General features: G+C 68.8%; 17 protein-coding genes. 8 read left to right on the forward strand and 9 right to left on the reverse strand.

Going from position 1 to position 21,535, the window contains the following annotated elements:
- Positions 1-28: 28 nt before the first annotated feature.
- Positions 29-952 (reverse strand): LysR substrate-binding domain-containing protein, encoded by a 924-nt coding sequence (locus BW39_RS05315; protein WP_012203013.1) that lies wholly within the window; start codon positions 950-952, stop codon positions 29-31.
- 19 nt (positions 953-971) lie between these two features.
- Positions 972-1,820 carry a formyltetrahydrofolate deformylase gene (gene purU / locus BW39_RS05320; protein WP_013804418.1) on the reverse strand — a complete coding sequence of 283 codons (849 nt, stop codon included), beginning with the start codon at positions 1,818-1,820 and terminating at the stop codon, positions 972-974.
- A 73-nt stretch (positions 1,821-1,893) separates the two neighbouring features.
- Here purU and BW39_RS05325 point away from each other — a divergent pair, with 73 nt between their 5' ends.
- The gene (locus BW39_RS05325) at positions 1,894-3,849 is read left to right on the forward strand and encodes a putative bifunctional diguanylate cyclase/phosphodiesterase (RefSeq protein ID WP_013804419.1); all 1,956 of its coding nucleotides are present in this window, start codon (positions 1,894-1,896) and stop codon (positions 3,847-3,849) included.
- Positions 3,850-3,929: 80 nt separating this feature from the next.
- Here the strand turns inward: BW39_RS05325 and hmpA are convergent, their stop codons facing one another.
- Complete coding sequence (gene hmpA, locus BW39_RS05330) at positions 3,930-5,156, reverse strand: NO-inducible flavohemoprotein (protein WP_043820387.1); 1,227 nt, start codon at positions 5,154-5,156, stop codon at positions 3,930-3,932.
- 120 nt (positions 5,157-5,276) lie between these two features.
- Between hmpA and norR the strand changes: the two genes are divergently transcribed.
- Positions 5,277-6,860 (forward strand): nitric oxide reductase transcriptional regulator NorR, encoded by a 1,584-nt coding sequence (norR, locus tag BW39_RS05335; RefSeq protein WP_043820389.1) that lies wholly within the window; start codon positions 5,277-5,279, stop codon positions 6,858-6,860.
- Here norR and BW39_RS05340 read toward each other — a convergent pair.
- From BW39_RS05340 to BW39_RS05360, 5 genes are all read right to left on the reverse strand, one after another.
- A complete protein-coding gene (locus BW39_RS05340; RefSeq protein WP_013804422.1) occupies positions 6,844-7,764 on the reverse strand; it encodes a DMT family transporter in 921 nt (306 codons plus the stop codon). The two genes, norR and BW39_RS05340, sit on opposite strands and share 17 nt — an antisense overlap.
- Positions 7,765-7,852: 88 nt before the next feature.
- The gene (locus BW39_RS05345; protein WP_043820392.1) at positions 7,853-8,272 is read right to left on the reverse strand and encodes an FKBP-type peptidyl-prolyl cis-trans isomerase; all 420 of its coding nucleotides are present in this window, start codon (positions 8,270-8,272) and stop codon (positions 7,853-7,855) included.
- A gap of 33 nt (positions 8,273-8,305) precedes the next feature.
- Positions 8,306-9,448 carry a pyridoxal-phosphate-dependent aminotransferase family protein gene (locus BW39_RS05350; protein ID WP_013804424.1) on the reverse strand — a complete coding sequence of 381 codons (1,143 nt, stop codon included), beginning with the start codon at positions 9,446-9,448 and terminating at the stop codon, positions 8,306-8,308.
- Between the two features lie 100 nt (positions 9,449-9,548).
- Positions 9,549-12,842 carry a carboxyl transferase domain-containing protein gene (locus tag BW39_RS05355; protein ID WP_043820394.1) on the reverse strand — a complete coding sequence of 1,098 codons (3,294 nt, stop codon included), beginning with the start codon at positions 12,840-12,842 and terminating at the stop codon, positions 9,549-9,551.
- A gap of 16 nt (positions 12,843-12,858) precedes the next feature.
- Positions 12,859-14,454, reverse strand: a complete 1,596-nt coding sequence (locus BW39_RS05360) for an AMP-binding protein (protein WP_043820396.1) — start codon at positions 14,452-14,454, stop codon at positions 12,859-12,861.
- Positions 14,455-14,613: 159 nt separating this feature from the next.
- Here BW39_RS05360 and BW39_RS05365 point away from each other — a divergent pair, with 159 nt between their 5' ends.
- Entirely contained in the window at positions 14,614-15,336 is a 723-nt protein-coding gene (locus BW39_RS05365) for a TetR/AcrR family transcriptional regulator (RefSeq protein ID WP_016446678.1), read from the forward strand.
- 26 nt (positions 15,337-15,362) lie between these two features.
- On the forward strand, positions 15,363-16,646 hold the full coding sequence (locus BW39_RS05370; RefSeq protein ID WP_043820398.1) for a branched-chain amino acid ABC transporter substrate-binding protein: 1,284 nt from the start codon (positions 15,363-15,365) through the stop codon (positions 16,644-16,646).
- A gap of 38 nt (positions 16,647-16,684) precedes the next feature.
- Here the strand turns inward: BW39_RS05370 and BW39_RS05375 are convergent, their stop codons facing one another.
- Positions 16,685-17,410 carry a YggS family pyridoxal phosphate-dependent enzyme gene (locus BW39_RS05375; protein ID WP_043820399.1) on the reverse strand — a complete coding sequence of 242 codons (726 nt, stop codon included), beginning with the start codon at positions 17,408-17,410 and terminating at the stop codon, positions 16,685-16,687.
- A gap of 37 nt (positions 17,411-17,447) precedes the next feature.
- Between BW39_RS05375 and BW39_RS05380 the strand changes: the two genes are divergently transcribed.
- The 4 genes from BW39_RS05380 (at position 17,448) to BW39_RS05395 (ending at position 21,446) form a co-directional block, all read left to right on the forward strand.
- On the forward strand, positions 17,448-18,491 hold the full coding sequence (locus BW39_RS05380; RefSeq protein WP_012202999.1) for a type IV pilus twitching motility protein PilT: 1,044 nt from the start codon (positions 17,448-17,450) through the stop codon (positions 18,489-18,491).
- A 31-nt stretch (positions 18,492-18,522) separates the two neighbouring features.
- A complete protein-coding gene (locus BW39_RS05385) occupies positions 18,523-19,155 on the forward strand; it encodes a cyclic nucleotide-binding domain-containing protein (protein ID WP_012202998.1) in 633 nt (210 codons plus the stop codon).
- A 117-nt stretch (positions 19,156-19,272) separates the two neighbouring features.
- Positions 19,273-20,409, forward strand: a complete 1,137-nt coding sequence (locus BW39_RS05390; RefSeq protein WP_012202997.1) for a PilT/PilU family type 4a pilus ATPase — start codon at positions 19,273-19,275, stop codon at positions 20,407-20,409.
- Positions 20,410-20,534: 125 nt separating this feature from the next.
- A complete protein-coding gene (locus BW39_RS05395) occupies positions 20,535-21,446 on the forward strand; it encodes an NAD(P)-dependent oxidoreductase (protein ID WP_013804430.1) in 912 nt (303 codons plus the stop codon).
- The last annotated feature ends 89 nt before the right edge of the window (positions 21,447-21,535 follow it).

The raw sequence follows: 21,535 nt of genomic DNA on the forward strand, positions 1-21,535 counted from the left end.
GAAATCCGTGAAATCCGTTGTGGGCGCCTCAGCAGGCCATCGCCCTCTTCAACCATTCAGCAAAGGCCGCGCATTCCCAGCGGTCCATCGTTCCGGTGCGCCAGCACAGGTAGTGGGCATGGGGGCTGGCCGTGTCCACGTCGAACAGGCGCACCAGGGTGCCGTTGTCCAGCCAGGGCGCGCCCAGCTTGTGGCGCACCAGGGCGATGCCCATGCCGGCCGAGGCCGCGTCGCACATCAGGCCGATGTCGTTGAACTGCGAGCCCTCGTGCGGCTCGGGCCAGTCCAGGCCGGTGGCGCCGAACCAGGTGCGCCAGGGCTCCAGCGGGCTGCGCAGCAGGGGCATGCCTTCCAGGTCCTGGGGCTGCTCGAAGGGGCCGTGCTCGCGGATGAAGGCCGGCGAGGCCAGCGGCGTGACCACGTCGCGCGCCAGCTCGATGTGCTCCACATCGGCATAGTGGCCGGGACCGAAGCGCACCATCAGGTCGGCATCCTCGGCCACCACGTCCAGCAGCGGGATGGAGACCTGCAGGGCGATGTCGATCTCGGGATAGGTTTCCGTGAACTGGCGCAGGCGCGGGATCAGGATCACTCGCGCAAAGGTGGGCGTGACGGCAAGCTTGAGCCTGCGGCGGCCCGGTGCCGTCACCTCGCCCGGAAAGCGCTGCAGCGCGCCCAGGCCCTCGCGCACGTGGGACAGGTAGGCGCTGCCTTCGGTGGTGAGCGAAAAGTCCGAGCGGCCGAACAGCCGCGTGCCCAGGATCTGCTCGAGCTGGCGCACGCGGTGGCTGACGGCGCTGGGCGTGACGCACAGCTCCTCGGCCGTCTGCGTCACGCTGCGCAGCCGCGCCAGCGCCTCGAAAGTGAGCAGGCACTGTATGGGCGGAATGCGGCGGGCGCCGCTGCCGGGCGGGGCAAAGCCGCTGCCGGCGGCAAGGGTCACGTTCGCCATGGGCGGCCGGGAGCCGGCTTCAGCGGAAGACCACGGTCTTGTGGCCGTTGAGGATGACGCGGTGCTCGCTGTGCCACTTGACAGCGCGGGCCAGCACCTGGCTCTCGGTGTCGCGGCCGCGGGCCGTGAGGTCCTCCACGGTGTCGGTGTGGTCGGCGCGGGCCACGTCCTGCTCGATGATCGGGCCTTCGTCCAGGTCGGCCGTCACATAGTGGGCCGTGGCGCCGATCAGCTTCACGCCGCGGTCATGGGCCTGGTAGTAGGGCTTGGCGCCCTTGAAGCTGGGCAGGAAGCTGTGGTGGATATTGATCGCGCGGCCCGCCAGCTTGGTGCACAGGTCGTTGGACAGCACCTGCATGTAGCGCGCCAGCACCACGAGCTCGGCGCCTTCGGCCTCGATGATCTCGAACTGCTTTGCCTCGGCCTGGGCCTTGGTGGCAGCCGTGACGGGGATGTGGTGAAAGGGGATGTTGTAGCTGGCCGCCAGCTGGTAGAACTCGCGGTGGTTGCTGATGATGGCGCGGATGTCCACCGGCAGCAGGCCGCTCTTCCAGCGAAACAGCAGGTCATTGAGGCAGTGGCCTTCCTTGCTGACCATGAGCACGGTCTTCATGGCTTCGGCCTTGGTGTGCAGGCGCCACTTCATCTGGTACTGGCCGCCCAGGTCGGCCAGGGCCGCCCTCAGAGCCGCGGGATCGCAGCCGTTGCAGGCAAATTGCACGCGCATGAAGAACAGTCCGGTGGCCGGGTCGTTATACTGCGCGGCCTCTTCGATGTTGCCGCCTTGCTCGAGCAGAAAGCCCGAGACGGCATGTACCAGACCGAGCCGGTCGGGGCACGAAAGGGTAAGAATATAGGCTTGGGTCATAGCGGCGCAATTGTCGCAGCATGGACACGACCCTGCGCAAGTCACACGTTCTGGGAACGTTCTGAGGAACCACATGCAAGATCAGGGAGAGCAGCCCCGAATACCGCTCTGGGGCGCAATGACCCTGTACGTGTGCGCAGGTCTGCTGTGGCTCTGGGGCGTGGAATGGCTGCTGGCGCACCTGCAGATTCCGCCCGAGGCGGCGGCGCAGCGGCGCATGCTGTCCTCGGTGACCCTGGTGCTGGTCACGGCCGTGGGCGGCGGCTGGCTGCTGTGGCGCATGCGCCGTGGAGAGCGCACTGCCCATGCCGCGATGGCCGCCGGGCGGGAGGCCGACGAACGCCAGCGCCTGGCCGCCGCCGTGGTGGACAACACCATGGAGGGCGTGGTCGTCACCGACGCGCGCAGCCGCATCCTCTCGGTCAACAGCGCCTTCACGCGGCTGCTGGGCTATACCGAGCAGGAGATGCTGGGCAAGACCCCGCGCATGTTCAAGTCCGGCCGCCACGACAAGGCCTTCTACGAGGCCATGTGGGACAGCATGCAGGCCACGGGCCACTGGCAGGGCGAAATCTGGAACCGCCGCAAGAACGGCGAGGTCTTCCCCGAGCGCATGTCGCTCAGCGCCGTCAAGGACGCACAGGGCAAGGTCACGCACTACGTGTGCATGTTCACCGACATCTCGGCCGAGAAGGCGCGCGAGGCCCAGCTCGAATTCCTGGCCCACCGCGACATGCTCACCGGCCTGCCCAACAGCGTGCGCTTCACAGCGCTGCTGGAAGACGCCGTGGCCGAGGCGGCTGCCGAGCAGGGCACGCTGGCCGTGATGCTGCTGAACATCGATCGCTTCAAGGACGTCAACGACAGCTACGGCCACGCCATTGGCGACCAGGTGCTGCGCCACATCGCCGCCCGTGTGCACGATTCCCTGGGACCCCAGGACCTCATAGGTCGCATGGCCGGTGACGAACTGGCCGTGCTGTGCAAGGGCATGAGCGAGCGCGGCGACGCCATCGCCCGCGCACGGCAACTGATCGCGGCGGCCGGCCAGCCCTGGAGCTCGCCGGACGGCCTGTCCGTCATGGCCGGCGTCAGCGTGGGCATCTGCATGTATCCCTCCCACGCCGGCAATGCCCAGGACCTGCTGCAGGGCGCGCACGCCGCCGTCTACGGCGCCAAGTCGCGCAGCGGCCGTGCCTGGTGCTTCTTCGAGGAAGACATGACCTCGGCCGCACGCGAGCGGCTGGCCATGGAGGCACGGCTGCGGCAGGCCATAGACCTGGGCCACCTGCGCCTGTACTTCCAGCCCCAGATCGACCTGGCCACGGGCCGCCTGGTGGGCGCCGAGGCCCTGGTGCGCTGGCTGGACCCGGACGAGGGCCTCATCTCCCCGGCACGCTTCATTCCCGTGGCCGAAAGCTCGGGCGTCATCGGCGCGCTGGGCCTGTGGGTGCTGCGCGAGGCCTGCGCCCAGGGCCAGCGCTGGCGCGATCAGGGCCTGCCCGAGATGACCATCGCGGTCAACGTCTCGCTGCACCAGTTCCTGCTGACCGACATCGCCGGCGCCACCGCCGACGCGCTGGCCGCCACGGGCTTCGCCCCGCACTGCCTGGAGCTGGAAATCACCGAAAGCGCCCTGGCCGAGCGCCCCGAGGAGGCCCTGGCCGTCATGCGCCGCCTGCGCGCCCAGGGCCTGCGGCTGGCCATCGACGACTTCGGCACCGGCTATTCCTCGCTGGCCCACCTCAAGCGCTTTCCGCTGGACCTGCTCAAGATCGACCAGGGCTTCATCCGCGATATCCCGCACAGCGCGGACGACATGGCCATCAGCGGATCGGTGATCGCGCTGGGGCATGCCATGGGGCTCAAGGTTCTGGCCGAGGGCGTGGAGACGGCCGAGCAACTGGCATTCCTGCGCGGCAAGGGGTGCGACTTCTTCCAGGGCTATCTGTGCAGCAAGCCCTTGCCCGCACAGGCGTTTGGGGAGTGGGTGTCGGACAACCAGGGCATGTGGGCCGTGCAGGGCTGATCGCCCGATGCACGGCGGGCCGAGGCCCGGCCCCTGCTCCACCACTCAGGCCAGGGGACCCCGGGCGGATCGACGGCAACTCAGGCCAACGCCTCCGCCGGCCCAAAGAATTCATAGCGGACCTGCCCTTCCGGCACCCCCAACACCCGCAGCGACTCCTTCACCGACCGCATGAACGGCCGCGGTCCCAGGAAATACACATCGGCATCCACTGAGGGCAGCCACTCACCCAACTGCCGGGCGGTCAGCAGTCCCTGCGCATCGGCCTCATCGTCCTCCTCCACCCGGTCATAGCAGTAGTACCGGCTGAGCTGCGGATGCTCCGCGGCCAGCGCATCCACACGTTCACGGAAGGCGTGAACACCGCGCTCACGCGCGCAGTGGATGAAGACCACGGGACGCTTGCTGGGCAAGGCCGCATCCAGCATGGGCAGGGTCGGCGTGATGCCCACGCCGCCGCTGATCAGCACCAGCGGACGCTCGCCGGGCTGCAGCGTGAAGTGGCCTGCGGGCGGGAACAGCTGCAGCGTGTCGCCGACGCGGACCCGGTCGTGCAGGAAGTTGGAGACCTTGCCACCTGCCTCGCGCTTGACGCTGATGCGCAGGCTGCGGCCATCGGCGGGCGCGGACAGCGAGTAGTTGCGCCGCTGCTCCTGGCCATCCACAACCAGGCGCAGGCCGATGTACTGGCCGGGCTGGTGGGCGATGACGGGGCCGCCATCGGCCGGCACCAGGTAGAACGAGGTGATCTCGGCGCTTTCCGCCACCTTGTCCTCGACCACGAAGGCGCGCTCGCCGCGCCAGCCGCCCTCGGCCGCCGCCGTGCGGTCATAGGCCTGGCGTTCGGCACCGATCAGGAGGTCGGCCAGCTGCTGGTAGGCGGCGCCCCAGGCATCGATGACCTCGTCGGTGGCGATCTCGGCGCCCAGCACTTCGCGGATGGCGCGCAGCAGGCAGGTGCCGACGATGGGGTAGTGCTCGGGCTGCACCTGCAGCGCAACATGCTTGTTGATGATCTGCGCGGGCAGATCGCCCAGGGCTTCGAGCCGGTCGATGTGCTTGGCGTACATGAGCACGCTATAGGCCAGCGCACGCGGCTGGGCACCGCTTTGCTGGTGGGCCATGTTGAACAGGGCGCGCACCTCGGGGTACTCGCCCAGCATGGTCTGGTAGAAGTGGGTGATCAAAGCCTCGCCGCCGGTTTCAAGCAGCGGGACGGTGGATTGGACGATGGCACGTTGGCGGTCGGTCAGCACAAGAAACTCCTTGGGTACGGGGACGGGCATGCCCGGTGCGATGCCCGGCATGCCTTGACAAAGGCAAGTGCCGTGCCAGGACTGCAGCCCTTGCAGAACAAGGGTTTGGCGTTTCATGCGTCAATATGACCTTCGTTAAATCGAGTCTTTTTGACAGCAACCGCAGTCTTTATGACCACATCCACCGCCCTGCATGCCCTGACCCCTCTGGTGGCCGACCTGGCCCAGGACCTGCCCGAGCGCGAGCGCTTTCGCCGCCTGCTGGCAGCCCTGCGCGCCGTGCTGCCGGCCGATGCCGCCGCCCTGCTGCGGCTGGAGGGCGAGTGGCTGCGGCCCGTGGCCATCGATGGCCTGGTGCCCGATGCGCTGGGCCGGCGCTTTCGCATTGCCGAGCACCCGCGCTTCGCCCAGCTGCTGGCCGCTGGCCAGGCCATGCGCTTTGCGCCAGACAGCCCGCTGCCCGATCCCTATGACGGCCTGGTGGCCCAGGGTCACGGGCCGCTGGAGGTCCACGACTGCATGGGCTGCGTGCTGCAGACGGGCGGCCTGCCCTGGGGCCTTCTCACGCTGGACGCGCTGGACCCCGGGCGCTTTGCCGACCCCGCCGCGCTGGCGGCGCTGCAGGCCTTCAGCAACCTGGCGGCGGCCACCGTGACCACGGCCGAGCGGCTGCGCCGGTTGGCGCGCAGTGCGCGCGCCCTGCCCGCGCCCGGCGCCGCCCCGGGGGGCGAGTCATCGCGTCCGCTGATCGGCCAGAGCCCGGCCATGCGCGCGCTGCAAAAGGACATCGCCCTGGTCGCGGCCAGCGACCTCAATGTGCTGATCACGGGCGAGACCGGCACGGGCAAGGAACTGGTGGCCCAGGCCGTGCATGCGCAGTCGGCGCGTGCGGGCCGCGCGCTGGTCAGCATCAACTGCGCGGCCCTGCCCGACAACCTGGTCGAAAGCGAGCTGTTCGGCCATGTGCGCGGCGCCTTCACGGGTGCGCTGTCCGAGCGCAGCGGCAAGTTCGAGCAGGCCGACCAGGGCACGCTGTTCCTGGACGAGGTGGGCGAGCTGTCCCTGCCCGTGCAGGCCAAGCTGCTGCGCGTGCTGCAAAGCGGCCAGCTGCAGCGCCTGGGCTCGGACCGCGAACACCATGTGGACGTGCGCGTGATCGCCGCCACCAACCGCGACCTGGCCGCCGAGGTGGCGGCGGGCCGCATGCGCGCCGATTTCTTCCACCGCCTGAGCGTGTACCCGCTGCGCGTGCCCGCGCTGCGCGAGCGCGACAGCGACGTGCTGATGCTGGCCGGCTTCTTCCTCGAGGAAAACCGTTCGCGCCTGGGCCTGGGCGGCCTGCGCCTGCACCCCGCCGCGCAATCTGCCTTGCTCGCCCAGGAATGGCCCGGCAATGTCCGGCAGCTGGAGCACCTCATCAGTCGCGGCGTGCTGCGGGCGCTGAGCCGTGCGCCCTCCACCGCTCCAGCCGGTGGCCGGGCTCGCATGGTCACGCTGGCCCAGGCCGATCTCCGGGATGACGCGCAGCCCCCGGCGACGGCCACCCCGACCCTGCCCCTCCCACAGGTCGCATCGCCCGGCGCCAGCCCCCAAGGCCTGCGCGAAGCCGTGGAGAGCTACGAGCGCCATCTGATCGACGCCAGCCTGCAGCGCCACCAAGGCAGCTGGGCCGCCGCCGCACGCGAGCTGCAGATGGACCGCGCCAACCTGCAGCGGCTGGCGCGGCGGCTGGGACTGGTCAGGCAGGACGCCTGAGCGACATCAGCCACCCATACCCGCTCACCAGCAGCACCCCGGCCAGCACCATCAGTGCCCCGGCCAGGAAGTTGGGCTCGATGGGCTCGCTGAGCAGCCAGGCCCCGAAGACCACGCCGAAGATGGGCGTCATGAAAGAGAACACGCCCAGGCGCGAGGCCAGGTATTGCGTGAGCAGCCAGAACCAGACCAGGAAGCTCACGAAGCAGACCAGCACGGACTGGAAGGCCAGGCCGGCCCAGGCCAGCGGCGTGGGCTCGAAGCGGGTCTGGCCCAGCAGGAAGGCGGCGGGCAGCAGCAGCGCAAAGCCGGTGGCCAGTTGGTAGAGCAGGGTCTGCGCGGCGGGCAGCGATGCCAGCCGCGTGGTGCGGATGGCCACCGTGGTGGCGCCCCAGGCCACGCCGGCGGCCAGCGCCAGCAGGTCGCCCAGCAGCATGGCGGCGCCTGCTGCCTTCGAAGGCTTGCCGCCGCCCAGGAAGGCCAGCGCTATGCCGGCAAAGGCCAGTGCGATGCCCAGCCATTGCAGCGGCGCCAGGCGCTCCGAGGGCAGCTTCCAGTGCAGGCCCAGCGCCGCGAACACGGGGGCGGAATACAGGAAGACCACCACATGGGCGGCCGAGGTGTGGTTGATGCTCTCGCCCACCAGCAGGAATTCCAGAGCAAACAGCGTGCCCACGGCCAGGCCCGGGCGCCAGCTGCCGTCGCCCCACTGCACGCGCATGCCGCGCCAGCGCATGAACAGCCACACCAGTACGGCGCCCACGCCCGAGCGCAGCGCGATCTGCAGCGTGGGCGCAATGGCATCGGCCGTGGCCTTGAGCAGGATCTGCTGCAGGCTCCAGATCAGGCACAGCATGAGCATCAGCGCGGCGGCGCGCGCGTCCAGCGGTTTGCGTGAATCCACGGCATATCCCTTTCAACGACCGTAAAAAAGCCGGCCCGCAGGCCGGCTTTGCATCAAGCGGGGGCTGGCCCGGCCAGCGGGCCGGCCATCACTTGATGCCCAGCAGTTCCACCTCGAAATTCAGCGTGGCGTTGGGTGGGATCACGCTGCCCGCGCCACGGCTGCCGTAGGCGATGGAGGGAGGGCAGGTCAGCTTGGCCTTGCCACCGACCTTCATCTTCTGCACGCCTTCGGTCCAGCAGGGAATCACGCCGGTCAAGGGGAACTCGATGGGCTGGCCACGCGTGATGGAGCTGTCGAAGTCCTTGCCCGTGTCGGGGAAGTAGCCGCGGTAGTGCACGCGCACCGTGTCGCTGGCCTTGGGGCTGGCGCCCGTGCCTTCCTTGAGGCTTTCATAGACCAGGCCGCTGGCCGTGGTCACGGGCTGGGCCGCATGGGCCGCCACGCCGGTCAGTGCGGCGAGCATCAGGCCGCAGGAGGCGGCCAGGGTGGTGAGGGTCTTTTTCATCAGGGTTCTTTCAATGCAATGTTTGCAGCGGGTTCACGCCTTGGCGGGGACACCAATGTCGTCAAGGGCCTTGGCGATGTGGCCGACGGTGCGGTCCACGTTGTGCCATTTTTCCAGGCCGAACAGGCCGATGCGGAAGGTCTTGAAGTCCGGGCCTTCGTCGCACTGCAGGGGCACGCCCGAGGCGGTCTGCAGGCCGGCTTCCATGAACTTCTTGCCGCTCTGGATGCCGGGGTCGGTGGTGTAGCTGACGACCACGCCGGGGGCCTTCCAGCCTTCGGCCGCCACGCTGGGAAAACCGCGCGACTCCAGCAGGGCTCGCACCTTGGCGCCCAGGGCGATCTGCTCGTCGCGCACCTTGGCGAAGCCGTAGGCACGCGTCTCCAGCATCACGTCGCGCAGGCGGACCAGGGCGTCGGTGGGCATGGTGGTGTGGTAGGCGTGCTGGCCCTTTTCGTAGCCCTCGGCGATCTGCATCCACTTCTTGAGGTCGCAGGAGAAGCTGGAGCTTTGCGTGTGCTCGATGGCTTCGCGCGCGCGCTGCGAGAGCATGACCATGGCGCAGCACGGCGAGCTGCTCCAGCCCTTTTGCGGCGCGCTGATCAGCACGTCCACGCCGGTCTTTTCCATGTCCACCCACATGGCGCCCGAGGCCACGCAGTCCAGCACGAAGAGCGCGCCCACCTCGTGCGCGGCATCGGCCACGGTGCGCAGGTAGCTGTCGCTCAGCAGGATGCCGCTGGCCGTCTCCACATGGGGGGCGAACACGACCTTGGGTTTTTCAGTGCGGATGGCGGCGGCCACGTCCTCGGCCGCGCAGGGCGCCCAGGGGTCCTGGCTGCCCGGTCCCTGGCGACGCGCCTTGCAGACCACGGCGCCACCGCCCAGGCCGCCTTCCTCGAAGATCTGGGTCCAGCGGTAGCTGAACCAGCCGTTGCGCACGATGAGCACCTTTTCGCGGTTGGCGAACTGGCGCGCCACGGCCTCCATGCCGAAGGTGCCGCTGCCCGGCACCAGCACGGCCGTGTGGGCGTGGTAGACCTCCTGCAGCGTGGTGAGGATGTCCTGCATCACGCCCGCGAAGCGCTTGGACATGTGGTTGAGCGCGCGGTCGGTGTAGACCACCGAGAATTCGAGCAGGCCGTCGGGATCGATATCGGGCAGAAGTCCGGGCATGGGGAGTCTCCAGAGGCAGCGGGGCCTGCACCGCAGGCCCGCCATCATGTTCGTCGGAAAGGCGGCCAGCTTAGCATGCCGTCCGTGGCGTTTTCAGGGCCTACCAGGTGTCCACGAAGCCGGCTTGGGCAGGCGCAACGCGCGCCCCTGCCAGGCCGCGCGACAGCCAGGCGCGCGTGTCGGCGGGGTCGATGACGGCGTCGATCTCCAGCGTGCCGGCCATGTGCATGGCCTCGCCGTGGGCGTACTGCTGGGCCAGCAGCCGGTCGAACAGGGCGTTGCGTTCGGCGCCCTCGGGCAGGGCCTGCAGTTCCTTGCGAAAGCCCAGGCGCACGGCGCCTTCCAGACCCATGGCACCGAACTCGCCCGTGGGCCAGGCCACGTTGAACACCGGCGCATGGAAGCTGCCGGCCGTCATGCCCATGGCCCCCAGGCCGTAGCCCTTGCGCAGCACCACGCTGAAATACGGCACGCGCAGCTTGGCCGCCGTGACGAACAGGCGGCTGACATGGCGCACCTGGGCCGTCTTCTCGATCTCGGGGCCGACCATGAAGCCGGGCGTGTCCACCAGGCTCACGATGGGCAGGCCATGGGCATTGCACAGCTGCATGAAGCGCGCGGCCTTGTCGGCCGCATCGGCGTCGATGGCGCCGCCCAGGTGGGACGGGTTGTTGGCCATCAGCCCCACGGGCCGGCCTTCGAGGCGCGCCAGCGCCGTGTGGATGCCTGCGCCAAAGCCCGTGCGCAGCATCAGCAGGCTGCCTTCGTCCACCAGATGCGCCATGGCCGCACGGGTGTCATAGGCACGCAGCCGGTTCTCGGGCACCACATGCCGCAGGGCGCGCGTGTCGGGCGCGGTCCACTCCGTGGTGCGGCCCTGAAAGAAGGACAGGTAGTGGCGCGCGGCGGCCACGGCTTCGGCCTCGTCCTCGACCAGCACGTCGATCACGCCATTGGCATGCTGCACGCTGCTGGGACCGATCTGCTCGGGCCGGAAGACGCCCAGCCCGCCGCCCTCGATCATGGCCGGCCCGCCCATGCCGATGCAGCTGGCGCGCGTGGCGATGATCACGTCGCTGCAGCCCAGCAGGGCCGCGTTGCCCGCGAAGCAGCGGCCATGGGTGATGCCGATCACGGGCACCTGGCCCGACAGCGCCGCATAGGCCGCAAAGGTGTGCACATGCAGGCCCGCGACCACGGGCGTGTCGGTATCACCGGGCCGCCCGCCGCCGCCTTCGGCGAACAGCACCACGGGCAGCTTCTGGGCCAGCGCAATGCCCAGCATGCGGTCGGTCTTGGCATGGTTGCGCGCGCCCTGGGTGCCCGCCAGCACGGTGGCGTCATAGGACATGACGACGGCGCGCGAGCGCTCCTGGCCGAACTGCGCGCCGTTGATGGAGCCCATGCCCGTGACCATGCCGTCGGCCGGCGTGTTGGCGATCAGGTCGTCCATGCTGCGCCGGCGCGTCTGCGCGGCAATGGCCAGCGCACCGTATTCGATGAAGCTGCCTGCGTCGCAAAGATCGGCGATGTTCTCGCGCGCGCTGCGGCTGCCCTGGGCATGGCGTTTGGCCATGGCCTCGGGCCGGGCAGCATCGCGCGTGAAGGCATGGCGGTCGATGACGCGCTGCAGGTCGGCTCGGATGTGGTCCGGGTCCTGTGCGGACTGCTGCGCGCGTGCGTCGGCCTGCACGCCTTGGGCGGCGGCCAGCACCAGCAGGGGCTGGTCCTGGGCCACATAGGCACCGGCCTCGGCCAGCCGTTGGGTGATGGTGCCGGCCTGCGGCGCCAGCAGAACATGCTCCATCTTCATGGCTTCGAGCACGCCCAGTTCGGTGCCTGCGGCTACGGCATCGCCCACGGCCACGCTCCACTGTACGATGCGCGCGGGCATGGGGGCCGTGATGGCGCCTTCGGGGACGGGCGCGCCAGCAGCCTCGGCCGCAGCCGGAACCTCGGCGGCCACAGCCGTGCGGCGCGCGCCTTCGGCCAACACCTGGGCGTCCGCCACCAACTCGGGAAGGGCCTCTTCAAGCCAGCGTGTGTGCACGGCCTGCGACGCCATCTCTGGCCGCCGGGCCAGCGCCTGCAGCAGCGGCAGATTGGTGGCCAGCCCGTCGATGCGGCATTCGTCCAGTGCGCGACGTGCGCGGCGAAGCACGTCTTCAAAGCGCGGCCCGCTGCTGTGCACGATGAGCTTGGCCAGCAGCGTGTCGTAGTGCGGCGAGGGGCTGGCGCCCGCCACCGCATGCGTGTCGATGCGGATGCCTGGCCCGGCCGGCCACTGCAGTGCGCCTATGCGCCCGCTGCCGGGGCGCGACTGGCCTGCGGCATCCAGCGTCTCGGCATTGATGCGCCACTGCATGGCATAGCCGCGCGGCGCGGGCGGTGTCCTGGCATCCAGGCCGAGCTCGCCCAGGTGATCGCCGGCCGCCACGCGGATCTGGGCCTGCACGAGGTCGATGCCGAAGACCTCCTCGGTGATGGTGTGCTCGACCTGCAGGCGCGGGTTGGCCTCGATGAAGACATAGGGCAGGGAGTCGGAGCCGGCATCGACCAGGAATTCGAAGGTGCCCAGGCTCTCGTAGCCGATCTCGGCGGCCATGCGCAGCGCGTCGCGCGTGATGCGCTCGCGCAGCGGCTGCGCCAGGCTGGGGCTGGGCGCGATCTCCACCAGCTTCTGGAAGCGCCGCTGCAGCGTGCATTCGCGCTCGCCCAGCGCGATGGGGCCTGCGCCGCCGTCGCCCAGGATCTGCACCTCGATATGGCGTGCGCCCGTCATCAGCCGCTCCACATAGACGCCGTCCACGCCGAAGGCGGCGCGCGCCTCGCTGCGGCAGCGCTCGTAGGCGGCAGGCAGGTCCTCGGCGCGCGCCACGGCGCGCATGCCGCGCCCGCCGCCGCCGCCGATGGCCTTGACCATGATGCCGCTGGCACCCCCGGCCTGCTGCGCCTCGAAGAAGGCCTGGGCCTGTTCCAGCGTGACAGCCTCGCTGCTGCCCGGCATCAGCGGCACGCCGCAGCGGCGCGCCAGATCGCGTGCGCGGGCCTTGTCGCCCAGCAGCGCCAGGTGCTCCGGCGCGGGGCCGATGAAGCGCAGGCCCGCATCGGCGCAGGCCTGGGCGAAGCCCGCGTTCTCGCTGAGAAAGCCGTAGCCGGGATGAATGCCGTCGCAGCCGTGCTCGCGCGCAATGCGCAGCAGGTGGGCGCCGTCCAGGTAGGCCGAGGGGCCGCTGGCGCCCAGGGGCACGGCTGCATCGGCAGCGGATACATGGGGCGCCTGCGCATCGTCTGCAGCAAAGACCGCCAGGCTCGGCACACCCAGCTCGCGCAGCGCGCGCACGATGCGCAGCGCGATCTCGCCGCGGTTGGCAATCAGGATCTTCTGGAACATGGGACTTCGGTCTTTCTCATTGATCGCGCAGCAAGCGACGCAGCACTTTGCCCGCGCCGGTGGCGGGCAGCGCCTCGATGAAACGCACCTCGCGCGGCGCCTTGTAGCTGGCCATGTTCTCGCGCGACCACTGCACCAGGTCCTCGGCCGCGATCTGCTGGCCCGGCCGCGTGACGATGAAGGCGCGCACGACCTCGCCCTTTTGCGGGTCGGGCACACCGATCACGGCGGCCTGGGCCACGGCCGGATGCTTGATGAGGATGGCCTCCACCTCCTCGGGAAAGACGCTGTAGCCCGAGACCTTGATCATTTCCTTGAAGCGGCCGATGAAGGTCAGGTAGCCATCGGCGTCGATGCGGCCCATGTCGCCCGTGTGGACCCAGCCGTTCTTCAGGGTCCTGGCCGTGGCCTCGGGCTTGTTCCAGTAGCCCTTGAAGTTGCCGGGGCCGCGGATGTTGATCTCGCCCACTTCGCCGGCCGGCAGCGGCTCGCCGGTCTCGGGGTCGATGATGCGCACCTCGTTGCCGGGCAGCGGCTTGCCGTGCGTGCCCCAGCGGATGGCGTCGCCGGGCATGGATGTGTCCATGGTGTGGGTCTCGCTGAGGCCATAGGCCGCCTCGCTGGAGACGCAGTTCGGGGTGAAGCGCTTCCACTGCCGCGCCAGCTCCTCGGTGTAGGCGATGCCGAAGCTGGTCACCGTGTTGCGGCGCAGCGCGGAAAAGTCCATGGCCTCCACGCCCGGCAGCTGCATCACGGCCACGTTCATGGGCGCGATGCTGTACCACCAGGTCACGCGGTAGCGCTCCAGGGCCTGGGCCACGGCCTGCGGGTCGAAGCGGTGCAGCAGCACGCAGGTGGCGCCGCTGTGCACGGGCATGTTCACGCCCATGGACATGCCGGCAATGTGATAGAGCGGCGCCACGGCCAGCAGCATGTCCCCGGCGTTCACGCCCGTGGCGCTGGAGGCGCCGGCCGTCTTGCTGGCCGCGTTGCCGTAGCTGAGCATGGCGCCCTTGGGCAGGCCCGTCGTGCCCGAGGTATAGGTCATCAGCGAAACATCGTCCATGGCGACATCGACGGGCACGGGCTTGGCGCCGCTGTGCATGACATCCCAGAACGATTCCACGCCCTCGGGCAGCGGCTGCACGGGGGCCTGCAGTTCGGGCGGCAGCGCCAGCGTGGCCGATTCAGGAAGCCAGTCGCCATAGCGCACGGCCAGCACATGCCTGAGCGCCGTGCTGGCGCGCACCTTGTCCACCACGGGCAGCAGCACATCGGCCGCGACGATGACCCGGGCCTTGAGGTCATCGAGCTGGTACTGCAGCTCATGCTCCTTGTTCAGCGGCCCGCAGGGGCAGACGATGGCGCCGATCTTCTGGATGCCGTAGTGCGCCACGATGTACTGCGGGCAGTTGTTCATGAACAGCGCCACGGGCTCGCCCCGGCCCACGCCCAGCGCCTGCAGCCGCGCGGCAAAGGCGTCGCTGGCCGCATCCACCTCGGCCCAGCTGATGTGGCGGCCATACCAGATGTAGGCGTCGCGGCCGGGGTGGTTGCGCGCATTGCGGCGCAGGGCCTCATGCAGGGGAATGAGGGTCTCGGAATCCGCCATGCTTGTCTCCTGGGTGTCTGGCCATCCCGGAACCAGTCCTAAGGGATAGCCTTGATTTGTTTTGGGGTCCAGCGGCTTGCCAATATATACCCGCTGGTAGAACATTGCTACCCATCGGTATAACCATCGCAGCCACCGACGCGACACGAGATTTCCCGCATGCCCAAGCCCCCTGTCACCCCGCGCGGCCGCCAGCGCCTTCCCACGGCCGGCTCCGATGAAAAGCGCGAACGCATCCTCAAGGCGGCCGAGGCCCTGTTCGACCGCAACGGCTACGCCAACACCACGATGGAGCAGATCGTCCAGGCCCTGGGCGTGACCAAGCCCTTCGTCTACTACTACTTCCGCAACAAGCAGGAGATCTTCGAGACCCTGTGCTGGGCGCCCACCGAGGCCTGCTTCACGGTGCTGGACTTCGCGGCCGACGATCCGCGCGCCGCGCACGAGAAGGCCGTGGATGGCCTGCAGCGGCTGATCGCGGCCACCATTGCCCACTATCCGGCGGCCTTCTTTCCGTACCGCGAGCCCCAGGCCTTCAGCCCTGCGTACATGAAGGCCTCGCGCACGCTGGCGCGCCAGTTCTATCGCCAGTTCTGCGCGCTGCTCGAAGAAGGCCGCGCCAGCGGCCATCTCGATTTCCGCGAGACACGCATCACCGCCCAGGCCGCCTGCAGCCTGCCGGGCTTTCTCTACAACTGGTACCGCCCCGGCGGCCGCCTGGGCACGGCCGAGATGGTGGCCGAGCTGACCGAGCTGGCCAGCCGCGTGCTGGGCCTGCGCACGGCGCCAGCCACCGCGCCCGAAGCCATTGCCGCATCCCCCGCGAAAAAGACGCCTGCACGGCGCAGCCGGCCCCGCGCCGAGCCGCCCGGCAAGGACTGACGACCATTCCTTCGAGGAGACAAGACATGCCGATCCGCCGCCATTGCATCCGACGATATTCCCAACCATCCATCGTTCTCGCCGCCGCCCTGCTGTGCGCCACGGCCGCCCACGCCCAGGGAACCGACACGTTCAAGATCGCCTTCATCGACCCGCTGTCCGGCCCCTTCGTCAGCACGGGCGAGCTGATGCGCGACCACGTGCAATACGCGGTCGAGGATGTGAACGCCAAGGGCGGGCTGTTCAACGGCGCGAAGCTGCAGCTGCTGCAATTCGACAGCAAGCTCTCGGCCCAGGAGAGCCAGGCCGCGCTGCAGGCGGCCATAGACCAGGGCGCGCGCGTGGTGGTGACCGGGGGATCGGGCTCTTCGGTGGTGGCGGCCCTGGTGCAGGCAGCCTCGCGCCACAACCAGCGCAATCCGGGCAAGGAGGTGCTGGTGCTCAACCACTCCTCCATCGACCCCGAGCTGACGGGCAAGGCCTGCAGCTTCTGGCACTTCATGTTCGATGCCAACACCGCCATGCGCATGCAGGCGATTGCCAGCTACATCAAGACCCAGCCGGGCATTCGCAAGGTCTACCTGCTCAACCAGGACTACGCCCACGGCAAGCAGTGGGCGGCCTACGGGCGCCAGATGGTGAGCGCGGCCCGGCCTGACATCCAGTTCACGGGCGAGATGCTCCACCCCATAGGCCGGGTCAAGGACTTCGCGCCCTATGTGGCCAAGATCAAGGAAACGGGTGCGGACTCGGTGATCACGGGCAACTGGGGCCAGGACCTGACCCTGCTGCTCAAGTCAGCTGCCGACTCGGGCTATGACCTGCGCTACTTCAACCACAGCGCGGGCGGCATGCCGGGCACGGTGACATCCTTCGCCCAGACCCGCATCGGCCAGCTGACCTGGGTGGCCGAATGGCACCCGGGCCAGGCCGGCCGCCCGCTGGCCGACGCCCGCGCCCAGGAATACAAGGCCCGCATGGGCAAGGACTTCCTGGCCCCGCGCATGGACCTGGTGCCGCGCATGCTGGCCGCCGCCATGGCCAAGGCACAGTCCACCGAACCCGTGAAGATCGCGCTGGCCATGGAGGATTTGCAGATGGACACCGTGGTCGGCCCCGTGCGCATGCGCGGCAAGGACCACCAGCTGCTGCTGCCCCAGGTGGTCAACACCATCGCGCCCGTGGACGGCAAGCTGGTCAAGGCCGGTTGGGAAGGCACGAACTACGGCTTTCGCACCGATGCCGTCTACACGCCCGAGCAGGTGGAATTGCCCACGGACTGCCAGATGAAGCGGCCTGGCGGGCGCTGAGGCGGCCTGCCCCGCCGGCCAAGCCAGCTACGCCCCGCTCAACGCGGGGCGTAGTTTCTCTGGCCGAAGATACCGCTGCCCACGCGCACCATGGTGCTGCCTGCGGCCACGGCCGCTTCCAGGTCGCCGGTCATTCCCATGGATATCGTGTCGAAGCGCTCCAGCCCCGGCAGGCCGCTGGCGCGGATCTGTTCGAAAACGGCGGTGGCGCGGGCATGCACCTCGCGCTGGGCCTCGAAGCCCGGCGCATCGTCGGGAATGCTCATCACGCCGCGCAGCGCCAGACGCGGCAGCTGCACGATGGCGGCGGCCAGCTCCAGCGCCTGCTGCGGCGCCACGCCGGCCTTGGTCTCGCCGCCATCCACGTTCAGCTGGATGCAGACCTGCAGCGGCGCCAGGCCCTCGGGGCGCTGGGCCGACAGGCGCTCGGCGATCTTCAGGCGGTCCACGGTCTGGGCCCAGTCGAAATGCTCGGCCACCAGGCGCGTCTTGTTGCTCTGGATGGGGCCTATGCAATGCCATTGCAGGGCCTCGCCGCCCGGCAGGCCCATGGCGCGCACGGCGGCGATCTTTTCCACGCCCTCCTGGATGTAGTTCTCGCCGAAGCTGCGCTCGCCGGCCAGCACGGCCTCGCGCACGGCGTCGGCGCCGAAGGTCTTGGAGACGGACAGCAATTGCACCGAGCCGGACGCCCTGCCCGCCTGCGCGCAGGCCGAGGCAATCCGTTCGTGAATCTGTTGAAGCTTGTTTTCAATCGTCGTCATAATTGCCGCCAGCGTACCAAACGAGGGAGCGAACTCCGTGGACATCACCCAATTGCTGGCATTCAGCGTCAAGAACAAGGCCTCCGACCTGCACCTGTCCGCGGGGCTGCCGCCGATGATCCGTGTGCACGGCGATGTGCGCCGCATCAATGTCGATCCGCTGGACCACAAGACGGTCCACGCCATGGTCTACGACATCATGAGCGACTCCCAGCGCAAGGCCTACGAGGAGTTCCTGGAGGTGGACTTCTCGTTCGAGATCGAGGGGCTGGCGCGCTTCCGTGTCAACGCCTTCAACCAGTACCGGGGCGCGGCCGCCGTCTTCCGGACCATTCCCAGCAAGATCCTGACGCTGGAGCAGCTCAACGCGCCGCGCATCTTCGGCGACCTGGCCCTGAAGCCGCGCGGCCTGGTGCTGGTGACCGGCCCCACGGGCTCGGGCAAGTCCACCACGCTGGCCGGCATGGTCAACCACCTCAACGAGACCGAGTACGGGCACATCCTGACGGTGGAGGACCCCATCGAATTCGTGCACGACTCCAAGAAGTGCCTGATCAACCAGCGTGAAGTCGGGCCGATGACGCAGTCGTTCTCGGCCGCCCTGCGCTCGGCGCTGCGCGAGGACCCGGACGCCATCCTGGTGGGCGAAATGCGTGACCTGGAAACCATCCGCCTGGCCATGACCGCGGCCGAGACGGGCCACCTGGTCTTCGGCACCCTGCACACCTCCAGCGCCGCCAAGACCATCGACCGCATCATTGACGTCTTCCCGGCCGAGGAAAAGGAGATGGTGCGCGCCATGCTCTCCGAATCGCTGCAGGCCGTGATCTCGCAGACGCTTTGCAAGACCAAGGACGGCCAGGGCCGCATCGCGGCCCACGAAATCATGCTGGGCACCAGCGCCATCCGCAACCTGATCCGCGAGGCCAAGGTGGCCCAGATGTACTCCACCATCCAGACGAGTCAGAATGTGGGCATGCAGACGCTGGACCAGAACCTGACCGATCTGGTGCGGCGCAACCTGATCAGCCCGGCGGAAGCCCGCGCCAAGGCCAAGATACCGGACAACTTCCCGGGCTGACCGCCACCCGCCCAGCCTCTCGCCACGCGCCATGAAAAGCATTTTCCGCAAGCTGCGAAGCGGCCAGGAGCCTTCGGCCCCGGCCTCCGAGTCGGCCTTCTTCACGACCACGCTGGCGGCGCATGGCTTCATGGACCCGCACACTCCTCCCGTTCCCTGGGAGGCACGAGCCATCGAGGTCGGGGCCACGCGGCTGCCGCGCGGCGGCGGGGGCCAGCTGGAGCAGCTGTGGTCGCGCGACCGCTACCTGGGCCAGCTGGATGCGGCCAGCCTGCAGCGGCTGAGCGAATATTTCATCTACGCGGCCGTGGCACCGCAACGCGACGTGATCCGCCAGGAAGAGAACGGCAGCTTCATGGCCGTGGTGCTGTCCGGCCAGATCGCCGTGGAGCGCCAGCAGCCCTGGGGCGAGCGCATGCGCCTGGCGCAGACGCGGCCCGGCGACATCCTGGGCGAGATGTCCCTGCTGGACGGCGGTCCGCGCTTTTCCAGCTGCACCACGCTGACCGACTGCGAGATCGGCGTGCTCAGCGCCGAGGCGCTGGACGAGATGATGGCCAAGGACGCCGCGCTGGCCGCCAAGCTGATGGCGCTGCTGGCGCGCAAGCTCTCGTTCCGGCTGCGCGCCATCAGCGTGCGCCTGGGCGAAGAGCAGCACACATAGACAGTGAGTGAGTTGAATATGAGGACGCCTGGCCCCTGCGGGCCGGACCGGCCTACCTGCAAATAACAAAACAACCTGTGCGCCACAACGGCGCGCAATGCCCGGGGGAATACGGCAATGGAAAGAGATCAGGCCACCAAGTTCATCAACGACCTGCTCAAGCTCATGGTCAGCCGCAACGGCAGCGACTTGTTCATCACGGCGGAATTCCCGCCGGCGATCAAGATCGACGGGCGCATCACCAAGGTGTCGCCGCAGCCGCTGTCGCCCGTGCACACGCTGACGCTGGCGCGCTCGGTCATGAGCGACAAGCAGATCGCCGATTTCGAGCGCACCAAGGAGTGCAACTTCGCCATCTCGCCGCCGGGCATAGGGCGCTTTCGCGTCAACGCCTTCATCCAGCAGGGCCGCGTGGGCATGGTGATGCGGACGATTCCGCTGGCCCTGCCCACCATCGACAGCCTGGGCGTGCCCCAGGTGCTCAAGGAGGTGGCCATGACCAAGCGCGGCCTGTGCATCCTGGTCGGCGCCACGGGCTCGGGCAAGTCCACCACGCTGGCCGCCATGGTGGACTGGCGCAACGAGAGCTCCTACGGCCACATCGTGACCATCGAGGACCCCATCGAATTCGTGCACCCGCACAAGAACTGCGTGGTCACGCAGCGCGAAGTGGGCCTGGACACGGACAGCTGGGACGCGGCGCTCAAGAACTCCCTGCGCCAGGCGCCGGACGTGATCCTGATGGGCGAAATCCGCGACCGCGAGACCATGGAGCACGCCATCGCCTTCTCGGAAACCGGCCACCTGTGTCTGGCCACGCTGCACGCCAACAGCGCCAACCAGGCGCTGGACCGCATCGTCAACTTCTTCCCCGAGGACCGCCGCCCGCAGCTGTTGATGGACCTGTCGCTGAACCTGCGCGCCATGGTCTCCCAGCGCCTGCTGCCCAAGCAGGACAGCAAGGGCCGCGTGGCCGCCATCGAGGTGATGCTCAACTCGCCGCTGATCTCCGACCTGATCTTCAAGGGCGAGGTCACCGAGATCAAGGAGATCATGAAGAAAAGCCGCAACCTGGGCATGCAGACCTTCGACCAGGCGCTGTTCGACCTGTTCGAGTCCAACCTGGTCACCTACGAGGATGCACTGCGCAATGCCGACTCGGTCAACGACCTGCGGCTGCAGATCAAGCTGGGCAGCCAGCGCGCCAAGTCGCTGGACCTGGCGGCGGGCACCGAGCACTTCGCCATCGTCTGAGGGGCATGCCATGCACGCCCTGACCGCGCCTTCAGTGCGCTGAGCCGGCATGCCGGCTCCTTCCAGGGCCGCGCCGGACGCGGCCCTGCGCCACCCGCCTCCCACCACCTCTCAGGATTGCTTCCATGTCCGACTCCTCCATCGCCGCCCGCAGCTATGCGGACACCGCCCCTCTTTCCGTGGCCTTCCTCGGGCTGGGCGTCATGGGCTACCCCATGGCCGGCCACCTGGCCACGGCGGGCCACCGCGTCACGGTCTACAACCGCACGCCGGCCAAGGCCCGCGCCTGGTGCGAGGAGTTCAACGGCGGCCATGCAGCCACGCCGCGCGAGGCCGTGGCCGGCGCCGACATCGTGTTCAGCTGCGTGGGCAATGACGATGACCTGCGCTCGGTCGTGCTGGGCCCGGACGGTGCCTTCGCCGGCATGCGCCGCGGCGCCATCTTCGCCGACCACACGACGGCATCGGCCGAAGTCGCGCGCGAGCTGCATGCGGCCGGGCTGGAGCTGGGCCTGCAGTTCATCGACGCACCCGTCTCGGGCGGCCAGGCCGGCGCCCAGAACGGCCAGCTCACCGTGATGTGCGGCGGCGACCAGGCCGCCTTCGCCACCATGCAGCCCGTGGCCATGGCCTTCTCGCGCGCCTGCACGCTGATGGGCGACAGCGGCGCCGGCCAGCTCACCAAGATGGTCAACCAGATCTGCATCGCCGGCCTGGTCCAGGGCCTGTCCGAGGCCATCGCCTTCGGCCAGCGTGCGGGACTGGACATTCCCAGCGTGCTCGATGTCATCGGCAAGGGCGCCGCCCAGAGCTGGCAGATGGACAACCGTGGCCGCACCATGGCCGAAGGCAAGTTCGACTTCGGCTTTGCCGTGGACTGGATGCGCAAGGACCTGGGCCTGGTGCTGGCCGAAGCCCAGCGCAACGGCGCGCGCCTGCCCGTCACGGCCCTGGTGGACCAGTTCTATGCCGATGTGCAGCAGATGGGCGGCAGGCGCTGGGATACCTCCAGCCTCATCAAGAGGCTCACCCCCTGAGCGGCTTACGCCGCTTCCCCCTCTCTACTTGCTTCGCAAGGGAGGGGGACGACACCATCGCTGCGGGGCGGCCCTTGCTTGGTGTCCCT

Origin of the sequence: Delftia sp. RIT313 (genome assembly GCF_000632165.1) — a bacterium.
GTDB lineage: Bacteria > Pseudomonadota > Gammaproteobacteria > Burkholderiales > Burkholderiaceae_C > Comamonas > Comamonas acidovorans.

Excerpts from the sequence above, each read along its gene's own strand:
- BW39_RS05375 (WP_043820399.1), bottom strand. The coding sequence starts at position 17,410 with ATGACGACGATTGAAAACAAGCTTCAACAGATTCACGAACGGATTGCC.
- BW39_RS05390 (WP_012202997.1), top strand. The coding sequence starts at position 19,273 with ATGGAAAGAGATCAGGCCACCAAGTTCATCAACGACCTGCTCAAGCTC.
- BW39_RS05385 (WP_012202998.1), top strand. The coding sequence starts at position 18,523 with ATGAAAAGCATTTTCCGCAAGCTGCGAAGCGGCCAGGAGCCTTCGGCC.
- BW39_RS05350 (WP_013804424.1), bottom strand. The coding sequence starts at position 9,448 with ATGCCCGGACTTCTGCCCGATATCGATCCCGACGGCCTGCTCGAATTC.
- norR (WP_043820389.1), top strand. The coding sequence starts at position 5,277 with ATGACCACATCCACCGCCCTGCATGCCCTGACCCCTCTGGTGGCCGAC.
- hmpA (WP_043820387.1), bottom strand. The coding sequence starts at position 5,156 with ATGCCGGGCATCGCACCGGGCATGCCCGTCCCCGTACCCAAGGAGTTT.
- BW39_RS05355 (WP_043820394.1), bottom strand. The coding sequence starts at position 12,842 with ATGTTCCAGAAGATCCTGATTGCCAACCGCGGCGAGATCGCGCTGCGC.
- purU (WP_013804418.1), bottom strand. The coding sequence starts at position 1,820 with ATGACCCAAGCCTATATTCTTACCCTTTCGTGCCCCGACCGGCTCGGT.
- BW39_RS05365 (WP_016446678.1), top strand. The coding sequence starts at position 14,614 with ATGCCCAAGCCCCCTGTCACCCCGCGCGGCCGCCAGCGCCTTCCCACG.
- BW39_RS05395 (WP_013804430.1), top strand. The coding sequence starts at position 20,535 with ATGTCCGACTCCTCCATCGCCGCCCGCAGCTATGCGGACACCGCCCCT.
- BW39_RS05360 (WP_043820396.1), bottom strand. The coding sequence starts at position 14,454 with ATGGCGGATTCCGAGACCCTCATTCCCCTGCATGAGGCCCTGCGCCGC.
- BW39_RS05325 (WP_013804419.1), top strand. The coding sequence starts at position 1,894 with ATGCAAGATCAGGGAGAGCAGCCCCGAATACCGCTCTGGGGCGCAATG.
- BW39_RS05345 (WP_043820392.1), bottom strand. The coding sequence starts at position 8,272 with ATGAAAAAGACCCTCACCACCCTGGCCGCCTCCTGCGGCCTGATGCTC.
- BW39_RS05315 (WP_012203013.1), bottom strand. The coding sequence starts at position 952 with ATGGCGAACGTGACCCTTGCCGCCGGCAGCGGCTTTGCCCCGCCCGGC.
- BW39_RS05370 (WP_043820398.1), top strand. The coding sequence starts at position 15,363 with ATGCCGATCCGCCGCCATTGCATCCGACGATATTCCCAACCATCCATC.